Origin of the sequence: Lysinibacillus sp. K60 (genome assembly GCF_019731275.1) — a bacterium.
GTDB lineage: Bacteria > Bacillota > Bacilli > Bacillales_A > Planococcaceae > Lysinibacillus > Lysinibacillus capsici.
In genome coordinates this window covers 159,588-177,057 of record NZ_JAASJR010000007.1, presented here as the reverse complement: position 1 = coordinate 177,057, position 17,470 = coordinate 159,588, and the positions used below count along the sequence as shown (strand labels likewise).

General features: G+C 36.9%; 22 protein-coding genes. 15 read left to right on the top strand and 7 right to left on the bottom strand.

Annotated elements, in window-relative coordinates; genetic code table 11:
• Positions 1 to 18: 18 nt before the first annotated feature.
• On the bottom strand, positions 19 to 498 hold the full coding sequence (locus tag HCH28_RS16355; protein WP_004230188.1) for a DUF6530 family protein: 480 nt from the start codon (positions 496 to 498) through the stop codon (positions 19 to 21).
• A 248-nt stretch (positions 499 to 746) separates the two neighbouring features.
• On the opposite strand from HCH28_RS16355, the gene HCH28_RS16350 reads away from it, so the two are divergent.
• The 7 genes from HCH28_RS16350 (at position 747) to HCH28_RS16320 (ending at position 8,816) form a co-directional block, all read left to right on the top strand.
• On the top strand, positions 747 to 2,378 hold the full coding sequence (locus HCH28_RS16350) for a diguanylate cyclase (RefSeq protein ID WP_221682258.1): 1,632 nt from the start codon (positions 747 to 749) through the stop codon (positions 2,376 to 2,378).
• Positions 2,379 to 2,400: 22 nt separating this feature from the next.
• The gene (locus HCH28_RS16345; RefSeq protein WP_048392951.1) at positions 2,401 to 2,763 is read left to right on the top strand and encodes a response regulator transcription factor; all 363 of its coding nucleotides are present in this window, start codon (positions 2,401 to 2,403) and stop codon (positions 2,761 to 2,763) included.
• Positions 2,756 to 5,548 (top strand): ATP-binding protein, encoded by a 2,793-nt coding sequence (locus tag HCH28_RS16340; RefSeq protein WP_221682257.1) that lies wholly within the window; start codon positions 2,756 to 2,758, stop codon positions 5,546 to 5,548. Before HCH28_RS16345 ends, HCH28_RS16340 begins: the two co-directional genes overlap by 8 nt.
• A 513-nt stretch (positions 5,549 to 6,061) precedes the next feature.
• A complete protein-coding gene (locus HCH28_RS16335; RefSeq protein ID WP_221682256.1) occupies positions 6,062 to 7,255 on the top strand; it encodes an MFS transporter in 1,194 nt (397 codons plus the stop codon).
• A gap of 117 nt (positions 7,256 to 7,372) precedes the next feature.
• Complete coding sequence (locus tag HCH28_RS16330) at positions 7,373 to 7,909, top strand: TlpA family protein disulfide reductase (RefSeq protein WP_221682255.1); 537 nt, start codon at positions 7,373 to 7,375, stop codon at positions 7,907 to 7,909.
• Between the two features lie 98 nt (positions 7,910 to 8,007).
• On the top strand, positions 8,008 to 8,346 hold the full coding sequence (locus HCH28_RS16325; protein WP_221682254.1) for a hypothetical protein: 339 nt from the start codon (positions 8,008 to 8,010) through the stop codon (positions 8,344 to 8,346).
• Between the two features lie 245 nt (positions 8,347 to 8,591).
• The gene (locus tag HCH28_RS16320; protein ID WP_221682253.1) at positions 8,592 to 8,816 is read left to right on the top strand and encodes a hypothetical protein; all 225 of its coding nucleotides are present in this window, start codon (positions 8,592 to 8,594) and stop codon (positions 8,814 to 8,816) included.
• A 50-nt stretch (positions 8,817 to 8,866) separates the two neighbouring features.
• Here the strand turns inward: HCH28_RS16320 and HCH28_RS16315 are convergent, their stop codons facing one another.
• Both HCH28_RS16315 and HCH28_RS16310 read right to left on the bottom strand, forming a co-directional pair.
• On the bottom strand, positions 8,867 to 9,379 hold the full coding sequence (locus HCH28_RS16315; RefSeq protein ID WP_221682252.1) for a GNAT family N-acetyltransferase: 513 nt from the start codon (positions 9,377 to 9,379) through the stop codon (positions 8,867 to 8,869).
• A gap of 294 nt (positions 9,380 to 9,673) precedes the next feature.
• Positions 9,674 to 10,549: a DMT family transporter gene (locus HCH28_RS16310; RefSeq protein WP_255601658.1), complete on the bottom strand. Its 876-nt coding sequence runs from the start codon at positions 10,547 to 10,549 to the stop codon at positions 9,674 to 9,676.
• Between the two features lie 206 nt (positions 10,550 to 10,755).
• On the opposite strand from HCH28_RS16310, the gene HCH28_RS16305 reads away from it, so the two are divergent.
• The 3 genes from HCH28_RS16305 to HCH28_RS16295 all read left to right on the top strand — a co-directional run bounded on the left by HCH28_RS16305 (position 10,756) and on the right by HCH28_RS16295 (position 12,330).
• Positions 10,756 to 11,247, top strand: a complete 492-nt coding sequence (locus HCH28_RS16305) for an Lrp/AsnC family transcriptional regulator (protein WP_004230168.1) — start codon at positions 10,756 to 10,758, stop codon at positions 11,245 to 11,247.
• 370 nt (positions 11,248 to 11,617) lie between these two features.
• On the top strand, positions 11,618 to 11,896 hold the full coding sequence (locus HCH28_RS16300) for an ArsR/SmtB family transcription factor (RefSeq protein ID WP_221682367.1): 279 nt from the start codon (positions 11,618 to 11,620) through the stop codon (positions 11,894 to 11,896).
• A 50-nt stretch (positions 11,897 to 11,946) separates the two neighbouring features.
• Positions 11,947 to 12,330: a VOC family protein gene (locus HCH28_RS16295; protein WP_221682250.1), complete on the top strand. Its 384-nt coding sequence runs from the start codon at positions 11,947 to 11,949 to the stop codon at positions 12,328 to 12,330.
• A gap of 48 nt (positions 12,331 to 12,378) precedes the next feature.
• Here HCH28_RS16295 and HCH28_RS16290 read toward each other — a convergent pair whose 3' ends face one another.
• Together HCH28_RS16290 and HCH28_RS16285 are read right to left on the bottom strand one after the other, a co-directional pair.
• Positions 12,379 to 12,552, bottom strand: a complete 174-nt coding sequence (locus tag HCH28_RS16290; RefSeq protein WP_221682249.1) for a hypothetical protein — start codon at positions 12,550 to 12,552, stop codon at positions 12,379 to 12,381.
• A gap of 91 nt (positions 12,553 to 12,643) precedes the next feature.
• A complete protein-coding gene (locus HCH28_RS16285; RefSeq protein ID WP_221682248.1) occupies positions 12,644 to 13,489 on the bottom strand; it encodes a copper amine oxidase N-terminal domain-containing protein in 846 nt (281 codons plus the stop codon).
• A 222-nt stretch (positions 13,490 to 13,711) separates the two neighbouring features.
• Here HCH28_RS16285 and HCH28_RS16280 point away from each other — a divergent pair, with 222 nt between their 5' ends.
• From HCH28_RS16280 to HCH28_RS16270, 3 genes are all read left to right on the top strand, one after another.
• The gene (locus HCH28_RS16280; RefSeq protein ID WP_004230164.1) at positions 13,712 to 13,876 is read left to right on the top strand and encodes a hypothetical protein; all 165 of its coding nucleotides are present in this window, start codon (positions 13,712 to 13,714) and stop codon (positions 13,874 to 13,876) included.
• Positions 13,877 to 13,976: 100 nt separating this feature from the next.
• Positions 13,977 to 14,216 (top strand): hypothetical protein, encoded by a 240-nt coding sequence (locus HCH28_RS25110; protein ID WP_255601598.1) that lies wholly within the window; start codon positions 13,977 to 13,979, stop codon positions 14,214 to 14,216.
• Between the two features lie 243 nt (positions 14,217 to 14,459).
• Entirely contained in the window at positions 14,460 to 15,398 is a 939-nt protein-coding gene (locus tag HCH28_RS16270) for a DUF2268 domain-containing putative Zn-dependent protease (protein ID WP_221682247.1), read from the top strand.
• Between the two features lie 23 nt (positions 15,399 to 15,421).
• Here the strand turns inward: HCH28_RS16270 and HCH28_RS16265 are convergent, their stop codons facing one another.
• Positions 15,422 to 15,901, bottom strand: a complete 480-nt coding sequence (locus HCH28_RS16265) for a DinB family protein (protein WP_221682246.1) — start codon at positions 15,899 to 15,901, stop codon at positions 15,422 to 15,424.
• Between the two features lie 86 nt (positions 15,902 to 15,987).
• A complete protein-coding gene (locus HCH28_RS16260; RefSeq protein ID WP_221682245.1) occupies positions 15,988 to 16,605 on the bottom strand; it encodes a LysE family translocator in 618 nt (205 codons plus the stop codon).
• Between the two features lie 212 nt (positions 16,606 to 16,817).
• Here HCH28_RS16260 and fabZ point away from each other — a divergent pair, with 212 nt between their 5' ends.
• Both fabZ and HCH28_RS16250 read left to right on the top strand, forming a co-directional pair.
• Positions 16,818 to 17,243: a 3-hydroxyacyl-ACP dehydratase FabZ gene (gene fabZ, locus HCH28_RS16255; RefSeq protein WP_221682244.1), complete on the top strand. Its 426-nt coding sequence runs from the start codon at positions 16,818 to 16,820 to the stop codon at positions 17,241 to 17,243.
• Positions 17,244 to 17,261: 18 nt separating this feature from the next.
• On the top strand, positions 17,262 to 17,444 hold the full coding sequence (locus HCH28_RS16250) for a hypothetical protein (RefSeq protein WP_221682243.1): 183 nt from the start codon (positions 17,262 to 17,264) through the stop codon (positions 17,442 to 17,444).
• Positions 17,445 to 17,470 lie beyond the last annotated feature (26 nt).

Here is a 17,470-nt window from a genome sequence, read left to right as displayed (position 1 = left end):
ATAAGTTCCTCTTGAGTTTTAATAACCCATTTCTTTTAAGATTCTTGAAAGTGTGCGTAGGCGTTCTCCAATTAGCTCACCATCATTAGTAAGTGCTTGCTGAAAAAGCTGGATATCCTCTTTAATCTGTTCATTTTCTGTACAAACTTCCACTGTCATGGCATCTCCCTGTAAGCCTACACGATTAATCACAGGGTTTTCTTCATCATATAAATGCTCATGACGATAAGCCTCCTTAAAATAAAGTTCCGTTTCACACACTAAAATAGCGAGATCAAGCACGCGGTGTAGGGGAAGTTCTTCTGATTGGCGAGACCACTTGCCACCTGTATGCCGCCAAACCTTGGCAGAAATATCAACCTTTCCTCGATCATTCCATTGTGCCAGACCAAGGGAAAGCCCTTGTGCATCGGTTTGATAAGCCGTGCGCCCATCAATATTGGCATAATTTTCTGCCACGATGACAGGTTTATGTTTTAAATGTGTTGGAATTTTCATGTATCCGTACTCCTTATCATTTCTATTTTAGTAATTTAGTAAATTACTGATTTAGTAAATTTAGCATTAAACGCTTCTATAAGTCAATCGAAAAGAGGAAAGTTGGAACCCTTTCTTTTAAAACCAACTAAACTAAAGGGGGGCTTAGCGTAAGGAATTCATTACAATAAACGTTCAAAATCTGCCGTGGTTTTTACAAAATAGTAAGTTATAATTTATAGAAGTATGATTGATTGGAGAGAAAGAGGATGGAAACAGCTAAATATCACCGAATGGTTTATACACGTATATGTGAAAATTTACAAAAATGGGATAATAGTGACTTTGTTAGAGAAGACGAACTCTATTCATTTTTACATACATTAAAAGGCACCGCTGGATCAATCGGTTTACATGAATTAACTTCGATTGCTAGTGAAAAGCTAGAGCTTTTGAATGAAGACCGTAACAAGCAATGGACCAAATCAGAATGGAAAAAGTACCTTGCTCCGTTTATTGAAAGCGTTCATTTTTATCAAGAAAATGATTCAATGGCTCAACATATAGAACATCCTACAACCATCATTAAAAATCCAGCAAAACAAGATTTTATTCTGATAATAGATGATGATGTGGTATTTATTTCCTATTTAAAAAATGTTTTAGAGAAAAAGGGCTACTCTGTCATTGCAGCTCATAATGGTAAACGAGGATTAGCGTTAATTTATGAATTGCAACCATCCATCGTATTTCTAGATATCATGCTTCCAGATTCTAATGGCTTTTCTATTTTAGACAATATTAAAAAAACGAAAAAAGAGCTCATGTTTGTGACAGTGATTAGTAGTAATGATAGTAAAGAAAATCGCGTTCGCACATTGGAGATGGGTGCTATGGATTTTATGGCAAAGCCCATTGATGAAGAGCTATTAGTTGCTTATGTTTCCAATCGCTTAGCCTATAAAAGAGAATTAGAGCAGGCTATTGTCATTGACGAATTAACCCAAATTTATAATCGTAAATTTATGGAATCGCAAATAAAGCTTTTCATTAAACACCATCAGCAAAACAAAGAACATTTTTCAATTGCGATTATCGATTTAGATTATTTTAAAAAAGTAAATGATACATATGGTCACCTAGTAGGTGATGAGGTGCTGAAGGGTTTCGCTTCATTGGTGAAGGAGCTAAAAGGAGCTGAAGCAATTGCTTGTCGCTTTGGTGGAGAAGAATTTGTGATTTTAATGCCCCGTACTACTAAAAAAGAGGCATTTATTTTTATTGAAAAACTTCGTACCTCCATGGAGAAAAAGATATTTACAGCAAATGGAACTAGCTTCCATGTTACATTTTCTAGTGGAATCGCAGAAGCAACTTCTACCAATTTACATCCTAAAAAGATGCTAGAAGAGGCAGATCAAGCACTATATACGGCCAAGCAATTAGGGAGAAATCAAACGATCATCTTTGATAACATAGCTGCTGTGGAGAAAAGAAAGGTGAAAATCAAGATCGTTGTCATTGATGATGTGTATATTATTCGTGATCTGATTACCAATCATTTTAAGCATTTGGAGGAAAATGAGGATTATATGATTGAAACACTGGCATACCCTGATGGCATTAGTTTTCTGGAAGCCAATTGGTATGACCCTGAGTGCAAATACATTATCTTATTAGATTGGATATTGCCGAAAATGGACGGCATCGAGGTGCTAAGTAAGATAAGAGAGCAACATGCTTCAAGTAATGTAATCGTCTCCATGCTAACTTCACGTGTGGGGGAAGAATACGTCATGAAGGCTTTCATTAATGGGGCGGACGATTATATTGTGAAGCCGTTTAATGTGGCTGAAGTATCGGAACGCATTATTCGTTTAATTCATCAGATGTTTCTTTAATGGGAAAGGGAGAAAAGACAGGATGGCTAGAATTTTAGTAGTGGATGATGAAGAAATATTACGCATGTTAATACGTGAAACCTTAGAAGATTTAGAATTTGATATTGATGAGGCAGAGGATGGCGAAGAAGCCCTTAAAAAAATGATGGAAAGCTCCTATGATTTAATGATACTCGACTATATGATGCCGAATTTAACAGGAATTGAGGTGATCGAGCTTCTCCCACAAGAGATTAAAATGTCGATGCCTATTCTCATGCTGACAGCTAAATCACAAGAAAGTGATCGTCAAAAGGTATTTGATTTAGGGGCAGATTACTTTATGTCCAAACCGTTTAGTCCCATTAAGCTAATGAATTTGGTGGAGGACATCTTAAATGATTAAGTCGACATCCTTGCTGAATAAAAGTATACGAAGCCAATTCTTTAAAATGCTACTTTTTCTAGTTGTTAGCTTTTTAATCATCATTGCTGCTTTTCTTGTCGTAGTCAATGCAAGTCAAAATGCCTTACAGCAGAAGAGAGAGCAAATGTATGAAAAATCAATGCTTGTGGATGAATTGGAAGAAAATTTTAATGGCATATTTTTTCGAGCAAGGGGCTACTATGCCTTTCAAAATGAGCAGGAATTAAAGCTATTGTATGAAAATTTGGAGAATTTCGAAGTTCTATTACAGCAGTTTTCGCAACTGGATTTAACGGAAGAAGAACGAGGGCTCTATAATGAGCTAGTTGATTTTCATTATAATTATAAAACAGTTACTCTCCCAAAAGCGTTAAGCTTTGCGAAGATGGGGGATTATGAGGCTTTGAGAGAGCTTTCGAATGGCGGAGCAAATGACCTTGTCAATAAATTTATTACCTATACAAAATCCTATAAGAAAAAAACAGACCACTCCTTAAACCAAATTTTTAGCAAGACAGTGGAGCAGGGGCAATTATTCACTTTTATTTCGTTAATGATCAGCGGTCTCATTTTACTCTTTGTTGGCGTCATTTTACGAAGAGTGCTGAATAATATGATTCGACCAATTGAACAATTAACACTTGCGACAAACGCTTTGGCGTCAGGGAAATCTATTGATTTAGGTAATCTTGTACAAAAGGAAGATGAGTTAGGCATTTTAGCGAACTCATTTCTTAAAATGATACTCTCTATTCAGGATAAGGAAGAGGTACTGACAACCCAAAATGAGGAGCTTTTAGCGCAGCAGGACGAGCTTCAAGAAAATCAATTACAATTACAAAATTCATTAAATTATTTAGAAAAGTATAATCAATTAAATCATGTACTGACGTTTACGTTAAATAAACAGAAACTAATCGATAATCTCCATAATTATTTAAACGACATTTATCAATATGATACGAGTGTGCTTTATTGGATGGAGGGCAATGTGTATGCGACAAAAGGTTTATCACACCAATCTGCTGCAGCCCTAGTTGAAAATTTTGACATGGATAAACAAGCAAGATTAAAGCAGGAAAAATCCTTTGTTATTAAACGTCAATTGACAGCAAATGAAAAAGGAATTGCACAAGAGTCTTATTATGCCTATGACTTGTATTCTTCCGTGTTTAATTCTAAACGAGAGCTAGTCGCTATATTAATGGCCACACGAGAGGGGCATCCCCATAATGATCGGGATATAGATAGTTTAAATGGACTATTAAATCGTGTGTCCATCGCATTTGAACGCATTCTTATGTATGAAGAGGTAGAAAAATCGAGGACGTTAAATCAAACGATTATTGATAATGTCAACGAAGGTATCCAGTTAGTTTCTGTTACAGGCGATACCATTCTTATCAATAGAGCGCTATGTGGTATTGTCAACTTCTTTAACTTGACAACAGAAACAAGTATCCCTAAAGAGGATTGGCTACAGCATTTTCAAAAATGTAGTGCCCAACCAGATGAATTAATTGAATTTATAGAGGCATCTATTATGGAGAGCTTTGAGGATACACGAAAATACCGCTATTGTATGACGGCTGAACATGAAATCTTTGTCGAGGTATATGCAACTTGTCTTTTTGATGGGCAGGAAAAAGTAGGCACAATTTTTGTGCATCGTGATATTACAAGAGAATATGAAGTAGATCAAATGAAATCCGAATTGGTGAGTACGGTAAGTCATGAACTGCGAACCCCTTTATCGAGTGTACTTGGCTTTACAGAGCTTCTGTTAACAAAAAATATAAAACCCGAACGGCAAAATAAGTATATCGATACAATCCATAGAGAAGCGGTACGACTAACCAATCTTATAAATGACTTCTTGGATTTACAGCGAATGGAGTCAGGCAAGCAGCAATATAACATGGAGACATTACAATTAAATGAAATAGCCTTTGAAATTGTCAATCGCTTCCGACATGAGCAAAAGCATAATGTCCATCTAATTGATAAGGCAAGAGAGGTCTATGTCAATGCAGATCAAGATAGACTCGTTCAATTATTTATTAATTTAATAGGAAATGCGATTAAATTTTCTCCACAAGGAGGGGATGTGGAGATTTTGTTAGAAAACAAAAATAATAGTATCCAAGTGAGTATAAAAGATGAGGGCATTGGCATATCTAAACAGGATATTGCTCAATTGTTCCAAAAATTCAAACGAATCGATAATAGTTTAAGACGTAAAATAGGAGGGACTGGACTGGGTCTTTCCATTTGTAGAGAAATCATCTTAAAGCATGAGGGAGAAATATGGATAGAGTCAGAAGAGGGACAAGGTACTATTGTGTACTTTACTTTACCACTTGCAAATAACACTGTCACCTTCGATGAAGAGGATGTAATGGAGGATAGCAATGGCTTAAACATTATGATTGTCGAGGATGACTTAAGCTTAGCTCTACTGTTGTCTGAAGAGCTAAAAAGCAAGGGCTTTACCGTGATTCATCATCATGATCCAAAAAAAGCTTTTGAAGATACACTCAATACACCTTTACTTGGTATTGTGATTGACATAATGCTTGGCGAAGAAATGAGCGGCTGGGATTTAGTCCGTGCACTAAGAGAAAGAGAGCATACAAAAGAGATACCAATTATTATATCTTCAGCATTAGATGAGGTAAAAGAAATGGTGGACCAATTTCAAATTAAAAAATACTTAACCAAACCATACCCACCTGAAGAAATATCAAAACTGTTTGTAAAATAATAGGATAGCTTAATTTATTGTCCGTAGCATTATATTGTAAGTAAAATGTGAGTGTTATAAAAACTTTACTAGATGAAGCAAAAGCGTTTGTCGCAAGTTGCTCCATACAACCAGACATTAACCGGAAATCTATCAACGAGAAAAATAAGTTTTCCTAAATTTTCTTCAAAAATGTGTAACCTTTGTAAAGCTGGTACGACTACTGTATTAGTAGAATACAAAACACTAAAGCAAATTAGTAGGTTTCACTTTTCACAAAAAGACCAGGTCTCAAATTTTTTTGAGAACACCTGGTCTTTTTGCGTGCTGGCAACAAAGTGGAAGTAATGCTAAAATAAGAAAAATACTTTAGAATGTTCTTGAAATTTAATCAAAATCACGCATAGAAATTGAAAACAATGAAATCCCCCATCGTTTTTTCAACTAGGCGTAAAAAGGAGTTCAGACATGCAGGTTCGTCCAATTTAAAAATCTCCCAAGTAAAAATAAAATCTTAATTTTGGGGGATAAAACGTGTTTAAAAACCGATCTTTTTCACTTTTATTGACAGGTCAATCTTTAGCGGATATTGGTGATGTTCTCTATATAGTAAGCGTGATTAGTATAATTTATCGTTTAACCAACTCGGCGATTGCTACTTCCTTCGTACCATTTATTATTACTACTTGTATGTTGATTTCCAGTCTGCTAACACCTCTTATTACGGCGAAAGTGTCGTTGAATCAATTGCTAACTATTTCTCAGGGCTTTAAAACAGCAGTCCTTTTGGGTCTTGCCTTGTATGTAGAATTGATAGGAGATCAGCCGATGATTGGCTTTGTGTTTTTACTGATTGCGATGGTTGCGTTCTTGGATGGTTGTGCCAATCCTATTCGACAATCCTTGCTGCCTCATTATGTGGAAGAAAAGGATTTATTACGAGCAAATAGTATTGCTGAAACGGTTATCCAATCCATTCAGGTGGGTTCTTGGTTTGTTGGCAGTTCCTTGCTTCTTCTCTTTACACCATCACAGCTTATATGGGGTGTTGTCGTCCTTTTTTTCATCGCAACATTGCTTTTAAAACTTCTACCAGATGTGGCACGTATGGAACGTCCACAAACAAAGAAATGGGTGTTAATTATGGAAGGGTGGCAAACCATCCATCAAACGCCTGTACTAAAAATTGCTGCACGTATGGATTTACTGGAATCGATGGCAGGTGCAGTGTGGGTCGCAGCGATTTTACTTGTTTTTGTAGAAGAAGCATTGCAGGCTTCTTCTCAATGGTGGGGTTATCTCAACGGCATTTTTTTTATCGGCATGATTTTAGGGAGTATGATTTGTTTAAAATGGACCAAATTTATTGAGCGTAAGAAAGCTATGTTCATAAGTGGAGGAGCGCTGTTGTCCGCTATTTTTACACTATTCTTTGCGGTTAGTATCACATCATTTATGGCTTTACTCTGTTCTTTGCTGATTGGCTTATGTGGGCAATTAAAAAACATTCCACAGCAAACCATCATTCAAACAAGTGTTTCAAAGGAGAAATTACCAACGGTGTATACATCGTTGAATGTCATTGTGACAGGGGTATTCGGCCTTTCATCTTTAATGATGGGCATGTTGTCAGAATGGTATGGGATACGAGTTGTTTTTTTCCTTTCAGCTAGTATGCTACTTCTCGTAAGTGTGATTGCCTATAAAAATAAAACATCTTTCACGTAAGAAAGAGTAGCCCTTACTTTTAGAGTAGGGGCTATTTTTTAGAAAAAGTTTATATCCTGTTAGTTGATAGTATGGTAAAATATACAAATATTTGGATATTTTAAAAGGAGAAGTAGTATGAATCGTAAAAAAATAAGTTTCATTATCTCAGCCCTTATCATTGCAATTTTTATTGGTGTGGCATTAAAAAATGTTTTTTTTCAAGCATCTCTTACACCCTCTATGACTGTTTTGGAGGATGGGACCAAACAAATTAATTATGAAACTGCTTTAACAAAGCTAGATCAATCTGCCACAACGTTTGAAGCATATAAGGGCAAAATTTTAGTAGTGAATTTCTGGGCGTCCTGGTGTGGACCTTGTCAACAGGAAGCACCTGAACTAGAGGCATTCTATCAACAAAAATCAAAGGATGTCGAGCTACTAGCCATCAATGCTACAGCCTATGATAGCTATGCAAAGGCGGCAGCATTTAAGGATACCTATGATTTATCATTTCCTATCTTTCTAGACGAAGAGGGAGTACTACAGAAATCGTTTGAAGTGATGAATTATCCTAGTACCTTTATCTTTGACGAAGAAGGGAAATTACAGCACAGCGTGAAAGGCGAACTCACTCAACAACAATTAACACAATTGATTGATAATCTCTAAGAACAAATAAGTCTTATAGACAATATAGTTAGAAAAATGAAACTTTTCACAAAATAATACGTAGAAGTAGCTGAAGAAAAAGGAAGGGAGCTCCTTTAATGCCACGGAAACAAATTATTATTATCATCATGGCATGGATTGTAGAAATATCGTTGACGTATTGGGTTGCCACCATGTTCTCTGTGCGATTTATCGAAGTGATGTTTTTCACGGGCGTTGCCTTTACCTTAGGAACGTTGTACTTTTCGAGTAGCGGTGGAGCGATGTCGAGGCTTTATACATCCCAAGTGAGTGCGCAAACAGGGATCATTCCTGAGCGAGAACGGTTCAAAGTTAAACTTGGACCCGTATTTATAGCGTCACTGATATTTTTCCTTATTGGATTGGTATTCTTTATTTTACTTGTAACAGGCATTATTCCACCACAAAAGGTGTGAAAGTTATTGGCTTCCACATGCAAAAAATCAAGATGGCTGGGTGCTCATTTTGATTTTTTTGCGTTGTATAGAATTTGTAGAGTGCTATATTATAGAATAGGCTTCAATAATTGTATTTTTACAATTAGAAAGGAGTAAAAGGGTAACTATTATACTAGAATTACCCTTCGTTATTAGTGATTTGTCATGCAAAATATGTATATCTGTGGAGGTATACGATATGTTAAAGGAGCTATCAAACCGCAGTGCCCCAAAATCGAAACCAACAAAATACAAAGAAGAGTAGACAACTAGAACCTGACCTTCAAGATAATGCTATGCTAGAAATTCAAAAAATGGAAAGTAGCATAAAAAGATACATAACAGTGCATGGTGACCACTTGAATGCAGCTGAATATCATTCTTTACTGCAAATGATTAAGAGTTTAGAGAAATTGAAAACAGCGATTAAAGGTGTTTCATTAGACTAGACACATTCTTTTATATAGGATGATCTGATAATACGGTTTATCAGATCATCCTAGGAATTAATCCACCGGTAATAAGTAAAAGTGAAGTTTTGACCATTCATTTCAAATGATTCACCGCTTCTATCCAATTGTTTAAAGCCGTTTTTTTCTAATACTTTCTGAGAGGCTATATTGTTCGTCGTTGTTTGAGCCTCAAGGATGAGCATGCCTTGCTGGCGCATAAGGTCTAATACTAATTGTAAGGCTGTATGGGCAACCCCTTTCCCACTATATTCTTTTCCCACTCGATAACCGATATGACCTAAACGTTGATCCTTATCAATATCGATTACATTGATCCTTCCTACAATTTCCTCAAGTTCATTTTTTATTAGATAGAAATAGCATTGCTGTTGTGCCTGTTCCTCTAAAAGCATGTCATTTTTTCTTATAAAATTTGGTAATAGGTAATAGTCATCCCCTCGACTTGGTACTGTTTTTTCAAAATAGGCCCTATTTTTAACCTCAAATGCATATAAGTTTTCATAATCACCCTGTGTTAATTTTTCTAATCGAATATTCATGGCATCTCCAATCAATTTTGATTTTTCTTTCATTATACCTGTATTGGAGCTGACCTAGGAGGTGAAATAGGCAAAAGTGAATAATGTGTTTTTTGTACTGAGAGCATTGGGTCAGGGATTAGAAAACTACTTTGCTTCTTTCAGCCATCTATTAAAAAGGTCCGTCATTAAAAATAACCACTTCCTGTGGCGTTGCCTTCACTAGTTTTTCTGAATGACTTATTCTAAAAGTTTGGGAAGCATGCCCTGCCAAATGGATTTACGAGATTTTGATTTCCAACATCACACGCTGACTTAGAGCACAACCTGAGGCGTCTTCGTTTTAAAATGTGTGAATAAGTAGCATCCCAAAATCACGATGATACCCCCAATGCCTTGCAGCCAGCTTAGCTGTTCACCGACAAATAAAAAGGCGAGCAATGCTGTAAAAATGGGGTTAAAGTTTAGAAAAATACCAGAGGTTGTAGCACCTAATTGTTGAACGCCTATATTCCAAAATACCATACAAACTACTGTAGAGATGACCCCTGTATAAAAAAGCGAAAGAATGAAAGTAGAGTCGATTTCAGAGAAGGTAAAATCATTGATTGTGAATGGGACTAGGATGAGCACCCCAAACAAACCTGCATACAATGTCGCCATTAATGGAGAGGTTGTTTGCATAGCCCACTTACTACATACAGAATAAAGTCCCCATACGCAAACGGCTGCCATCATCCATAAATCTCCTGTATTCAATTGGAAGTGCCATAACAGCTGCCAATCTCCTTTTGAAAGAACAAGAAAAACACCAATGAAAGAGAGTACCATGGCCAGAAGCTGCAAGCCATTTATTTTTTCTTTCAGAAAGGCGAAGGAAAAGAGGGCGATGGACATGGTATTCATTGTAGAAATAAGACCAGCATTCGTGGATGTTGTCCGCTCCAACGCTAAAAATTGAAATATATTAAACAAGGCAACACCTGTAATGCCCATGAGGAATAATGGCACAAGAGCGGCCTTAGCAGGAACCAATTTCTTCTCTTTCCACCAAACGAACGGTAGCAGGACGATCACCGCGATCAGCCATCTGACCAACGTTAAGGTCATCGGTGAGGCATGAGCCACTAGCGTCTTAGCCACAACAAAATTGCCTCCCCAAAGTAAGCTTGTGACAAGCATTAAGCCCATATAAAATTTAACCACAGTATAGGTACACTCCTTTTACTTCTATGTATAATAAGAATCATAGCACTATAAGTGATTTGTCAGTATAATATTTTGTGTAATTGAATAAATTCGAAATAATCGAAAGTTATTTAACAGATATCAAAATAATGTTTTGAAATCGTGTTAAAAACTTCCTTGTCTAAAAATAATCAAAAGAGGAGAAAACAATGGAGGATATAAAAAATAAAGGATTAGATAATGTGGATCTGCAAATCTTAGCGATTTTGCAGCGAGAGGTTCAGATTAGCAATGCGGAACTAGCTAGACGGGTGAATTTGTCCCCACCAGCAACTCATACAAGAGTGAAACGTCTAGAAAATGAAGGCTATATTGATCAACAAGTTGCGATTTTAAATCAGGAAAAACTAGGATTTGATTTATTGTGCTATATTTTTATGAGCACGAATATTCATCAGGAAAAGCAAATAGAGGAATTAGAAAACCGCTTGAAAACAATGTCCGAAATTTTGGAATGTCATTGCTTAACAGGTGCCTATGATTATTTGTTAAAGGTCGTCATTCGAGACCGCCAAGACTTAGACCAATTCATCCGAAAACTAAATAAGCTTGGCGTTTCTAGAATTCAAACGAATTTATCCTTACGGGAAATTAAATATTCTACAGTGTTACCGATCGAAGAAAACAGCAAGCCTGAGTAAGGTAACTCAGGCTTGCTGTTTTTTTACTCATGAAAGGTTAGCAGCCGCTCTAAATGAGTAGAGAAGCGCTCGAAAAAGGATAGCAGCCGCTCCAAATGAGTAGAGAAGCGCTCGAAAAAGGATAGCAGCCGCTCCAAATGAGTAGAGAAGCGCTCGAAAAAGGGATAGCAGCCGCTCCAAATGAGTAGAAAAGCGCTTGAAAAAGGATAGTAGCCGCTCTAAATGGGTAGAACTCCGCTCTAAATTAGTAGAACCCAAATCACGAGAGATTAGCTCTGCTTCAAATAAAGAGATCACACGTACAAAAATCACGCAACCTGCAAGTTGCTTATAGTTGACACGCAACCATAGAGTTGCCTATACTCAAGCTATGAATTGGGATACAGACGCTGTTTTTAAAGCACTAGGGGACTCGACTCGGAGACTGATATTAGATGAACTGGCTGAGTGTGATGAGATGACGTTGTATGAATTGACGGTGCGTCTTCTAATGAAACATGAACTTTCAATTTCGAGGCAGGGGATTGCTAAGCATCTCTCTGTATTGGAAAGTGCTGGACTCGTCCTATCACAGCGGCAGGGAAAATATCGAGTCATTCTCTTCAATAAGGAACCACTTAAAGATTTACTGAAAGGATGGGTAGAGTAAAGCTTACGTGTGAAGGATGCTTCTTAAACGCTCAAAAGGAGGAAAATCAATTGAATATTATTGTCAACAGTATCTTTGTACAAGATCAGGAAAAGGCACTAGCATTTTATACGGAAAAGCTAGGGTTTGTAAAAAAGGAGGATGTCCCAGTAGGAAAATACAGATGGCTAACGCTTGTGTCGCCTGATGATTTAGAGGGCACTGAGTTATTACTCGAGCCAGATGAGCATCCTGCAGCAAAGGACTATCAAAGGAATATCTTCGCTGAAGGCATTCCAGCAACAATGTTTGGAGTTGCTGATTTAGAAAAGGAGTATAGTCGTTTACAGGAGAAAGGCGTTGAATTTACACTTAAGCCGACAAAAGCGGGAGAAGTCACAATAGCAGTTTTTAATGATACATGTGGCAACCTTATTCAGATTATACAAAGATAGTGTAGAAAAGCGTGTTTTGATAAAAAATATCAAAACACGCTTTTCTCATTACTCAGCCATTACCAAACCTTTATCATCGTTCAAAACGTTTAGATTTTCCTTTGGCTGTGCATTTACGGTCTGTTCTTTGGCTTCTGCTTCCTCGCTGGGCGGAGCTTCTTCCGACGAACAAGCAGATAAAAGGAATAGTAGCGCTATACTAAATGACAGGAATTTCTGCATGAGGCAAACCTCCATCAATCAATTGTTGATATGAATATTTTGCACATTTTTTTACAGAATATGTTGCGTATAGCTGCCATTAAAAAATCTTTTAAGCGACCGTATTACTAATTATTTTGCTAAAGCCATTATTATATGCACTATTAATCAGCTGCTGTATTGACTTTACTGCTTGCTCAGAGAAAATATACCAGTTATCGCCATCGAAATCATGGAGTAAATACTCAGGATAGCCTTGTAATAGTTCCTCTGGGAAAGGTTTATTTAATGTATAGATATCATATTGTTTGACACTGTTATGATCATGGCTCATAAAATCAAATTGACCAAGCTTATAATAAGATCCAGGAGATTCTAGATTGAGGTGCCAATAATAATCTTTCGGAGCCTCTACTTTGTCGCCTTTCTTTTCTTGGAAAATTTTGAAAAGTGCTTGGTGATAGGCATTGCCCTTGATGTCCTGAACGACACCACCCATTGTCATATGGTATTCATAGCGTAGTACCTTAATTTTTTCATCTTCAATTAGCAGTGGTTCAGTCGTAATATTCACTGTGCCTTCATTGTAATGCACTTGACTGCCAAATGTTTCAGCAATAAAGCGGATTGGTACATAGGTACGATTGTTTTTCATGTATGGTTGTACATCCAATTGCTCTTTTTCACCATTTTTAATGACTGTTCGGTTATTAAGATTCAATTTAACGGTTGCTTGATCCATTGAAAGGGTGATTTGTGAATCCTGCCAATGAACTTGTGCACCAAGATTTTCACTGATCACACGTAATGGCACCATTGTTCGATTGTTTTTTTGCTCAGGTGCTGTATCAGATTTTACCACAACATCGTCAATTTTGATTTGTGTCGTTGCTGCATCAGCAGGTGTTGCTACAAATAATGTAGATGTTAAAAATAGCCCTGTAAAAAATTTTTTCATGGTATATAACCTCCTTATATTTTAACATTTACCACCATCGGAAATTTTACCATAATATTCTTCAATATATAATAAAAATCTTACTATTTTTTCTCTAAATTCAATAACCGTTTTAATTATCAGATGTATAATGACACAAAGTCACCATCGCTAATAGCTACTTTTTGACAGCGTATAATCTGTATTTGTTCTCGAATACTAACGCTGAAAGGAGGTTATTGAATGAAGTTTTTGACATGGGGCATTGTTGGTGCGGCATTATTTGCTGTGATGAAAGGCTACGGGAAATCCAATCAAGGACAGAAGGATAGCTTTCAACAAACAACGACGCCTGTACAATTAGTTGCCAATGCCAATCCGCTGACAGCCAATACACCGAAACAGTAGAACAAAAGCTTATAGATTACTTTGATCTATAAGCTTACTATAATTTTACATAAATATACTATCATTGGTATAATTGATTGTGAGAAGAGGTGGTGTATAAATGCTCGATTTTACAAACTATTATGACGATGATTTAGAAGAAATTTTGCAATTATTTTACGAAACCGTACATAATGTAAACGCTCAAGATAATTCGCAGACACAATTGGATGCTTGGGCACCGTTAGCAATTCAGCCAGTTAATGTAGCGGCTTGGCAACAGTCTTTAAGAAATAATAAGACCGTAATAAGACCTATGTCGCAAGGGCGCATCATCAAATTGTTGGCTTTGGGGATATGACAATGGAGGCTATTAGGATCAGCCTTTATGTACATAAGGACTTTCAGGGACAGGAAATAGAAGCGCATGCAAAAAAGCTTGGTCTTACGCATATTTGCACGGATGCTAGTCTTCTAGCGAGCCCATTTTTTGAACGGAAAGGATACTAAATCATGCAAACACAAACAGTCGAGCGACAGGGCATATCGTTAATGACTTTAGAATGGTTAAAATATTTATTGATGAAAAGGATGGATGAAAAGGATGAATTATGTAAAGGGTTTTATCGTATTAATAATGTTATGTTTCATGCTTAGTGCCTGTGCACAAACAGAAAAGCCTTCTCATGAGAAACCAGATGTAGAAAGTATCACAGTTTCATTCGAACATCCTGAAACAAAGCAACCATTTAAAATAATTCATGCTTATGAGCTTTTTCAAAACTATACAGAAAAGGTAGAAAGTGACCCAGATCGTTCGCCATTGGACATCTATCGAGAAGAGGTCATTGATCCTGTTTATAGTGCATGTTTTGAGAATGGTGAATATATAAATATGGCTGAGACGGTGTTGAATATCACGCCCAAACAATTGAAAGAAAATCAATTATTAAGCGAAAAAATTGATAGGGAAGCAACTGAAAAGAGTATCAAAGAGGGTCTATTCAAATCTTCTGAATTTCTTCCAACTAATAATGAAACAACGGTATGTGTGTTTCCAGCCACAGATGTTAACGCGAATATGGTAACGATAGGTGCAGGTAAAATAACAGCCCTCTATAATAAATATTATACCGATGAATCTATCAGGGCCATTATCGCTCATGAATATCATCATAGTGTTGCAACTGAAAACCGCCCACGTGGTGAAGATAAAGTGCTAGATCATCTCATATTTGAAGGAAGGGCTGTGATGTTTGAAAAATTAGTTTATCCTGATTTGAACTTTACGCGAGTTGATTTAGATTACAACAAAGTCTACTGGGCAGATGTTGCAGCAGATTTGGATAAGCCTGATCTGAATCGTGCATTAGACATAATTAGAGGTGGAAATGATCTACCCTATCAATATGGGTATAGTGAGGGATATAAAATGGTAAAATCCTATCTTGATTTGCATCCCGATGTATCGATAGAGGAGTGGACTGCTTTAAGTCCGAAAGAAATTTTTGAAAAAGGCAACTATCTTGAAAATTATCAATAAACAAGTAAGCAACAGACCCAGTATCAAACTCGGTCTGTTGCTTCGTTTAGGCATCGATGAATGGTTAAAATTGCTTGTAAATGCATCCCTTCATGAAAGATGGTGCGTAACAGTACTTGTTCAATGGTTTGCATACCCATATCAATAGGACGGAATTCCTCTGACAATCGATGACCATACTGCTCCTTTAATTGGGCAGGCTGCTGAGCCAAATACATTTTTAACTCCTCAAAGGATGGCGTTTCGTCGTCAAAATGCCTTGGCGATGTACCAAACCCAAACCATTTCTTGAGAGCTTCTAGTTCTGTATTCTTTTCTTTTGTTAATGCCTCTATCCATAAATATTGATCGAGATAAACATGACCCATATTCCAGCGAATATTATTATGAAATCCAGCTGGGATGATATTCGCTTTTTCTTCTGACACATGCTCCAGTAAGTGAAGCAGCTCGCCACGATAATTGGCTAGCTGCTGAAATAAATTTTCTTGACGTTGATTCACATGTAACCCTCCTTTTTAATATTATTGGCTATAATCCTCCATTTTCCTGCAAAAAAAGAAGAACACTTTTTGTGTTCTTCTCCAAATTATCTACTTTGTGTCTGTAATGCTAAACGCACACCGAGACCGATATAAACGAAGCCAACTGTCTTTTCGAGCCAGTGTGAGCTACCGCTTGTTTTTGTAAAGATTTTTTCACCAATGAAGCTTGTAATAACTGCGAGTAGGATTGTATATAAAGCACTCATCACGACAAATGTTATACCGAGTGTTAGCAATTGGCTTGTGACAGATTGCTCGTTATGCTGAACAAATTGCGGTAGGAAGGCAAGGAAAAACAGTGCCGTCTTTGGATTGAGGATTTCTGCTAAAAAGCCTTGACGGAATGAAGTACTAGCAGGACTTTGTTCGACAGTCGGTTGCTCAATTTTCTTTGGCTTTGTGAGGAGCATCTGAATGCCTAAGTAAACAAGGTATGCCACACCAATATATTTCACCACTTCAAAGGCAGTGGCTGATTTCATTAAAATAGCAGAGAGACCTAAAACAGCCGCTAATGTATGAACCAAGTCACCAAGACCGATACCTAAAGCTGTATAAATACCATTCTTTTTTCCGCTTTTTAATGTTTGTGTAATGGTAATAATTACTGCAGGACCTGGAATTAAAAATAATAAAAGAACTATTGCGATAAAAGATAACATGCGAAACCATCCTATTCTAATAAACTAATCATTCTAGGGTGAATGCATGGAATATTATATTCTAGCTATTGTGTGGCTGTCGATAAAGAAATATTGAAAAAATAATGAAAAATAATTCAGAAAACTAATGAATAATACTAACGAAATTTTATTACCTAGTACTAATATTTAGTGTTAGAATAAGATTATAAAAATACGTTGGAGGAATTCATATGTTAACAAGTCAACAATTACAAGCTATTTTGCCACACCGTTATCCATTTCTTTTGGTAGACCGTATTGTGGAGTTAGAAGAGGGCAAGCGCGCAGTGGGGCTGAAAAATGTAACGATTAATGAAGCGTTTTTTAAAGGTCATTTTCCACAGTATCCTGTGATGCCAGGTGTGCTAATTGTTGAAGCATTAGCACAGGTTAGTGCAGTGATTATGCTGACAAAGGCTGGGAATGAGGGAAGATTAGGTTTATTAGCAGGAATCGATCATTGTCGCTTTAAAAAGCAAGTAAAGCCTGGTGATCAGCTACATCTAGAGGTGGAGATTACGCGTGTGAAGGGCGCTGTCGGGAAAGGCAGAGGGATTGCACTGGTAGATGGAGAAATAGTTTGTGAGACGGATCTTGTATTCGCTTTTGGATCTTAGAAAAATGGAGGTTCTCGGTTGAATTACACATTTATGCTTTATATCGCCATTTGTATCATGCAAATAACGCTATTGGTGAATTTTACGATTGCTAAAGGCACTTGGAATGGGCTAACTATGTGGCTCTGTACGGCGGTTTTTGTTTTCGCAACAGCTATTTTTGGATTAAGTAGAGGACGGCGAAAAGACACTCAAAAATAAACGACTTTGCTTCAATTCGTACTACA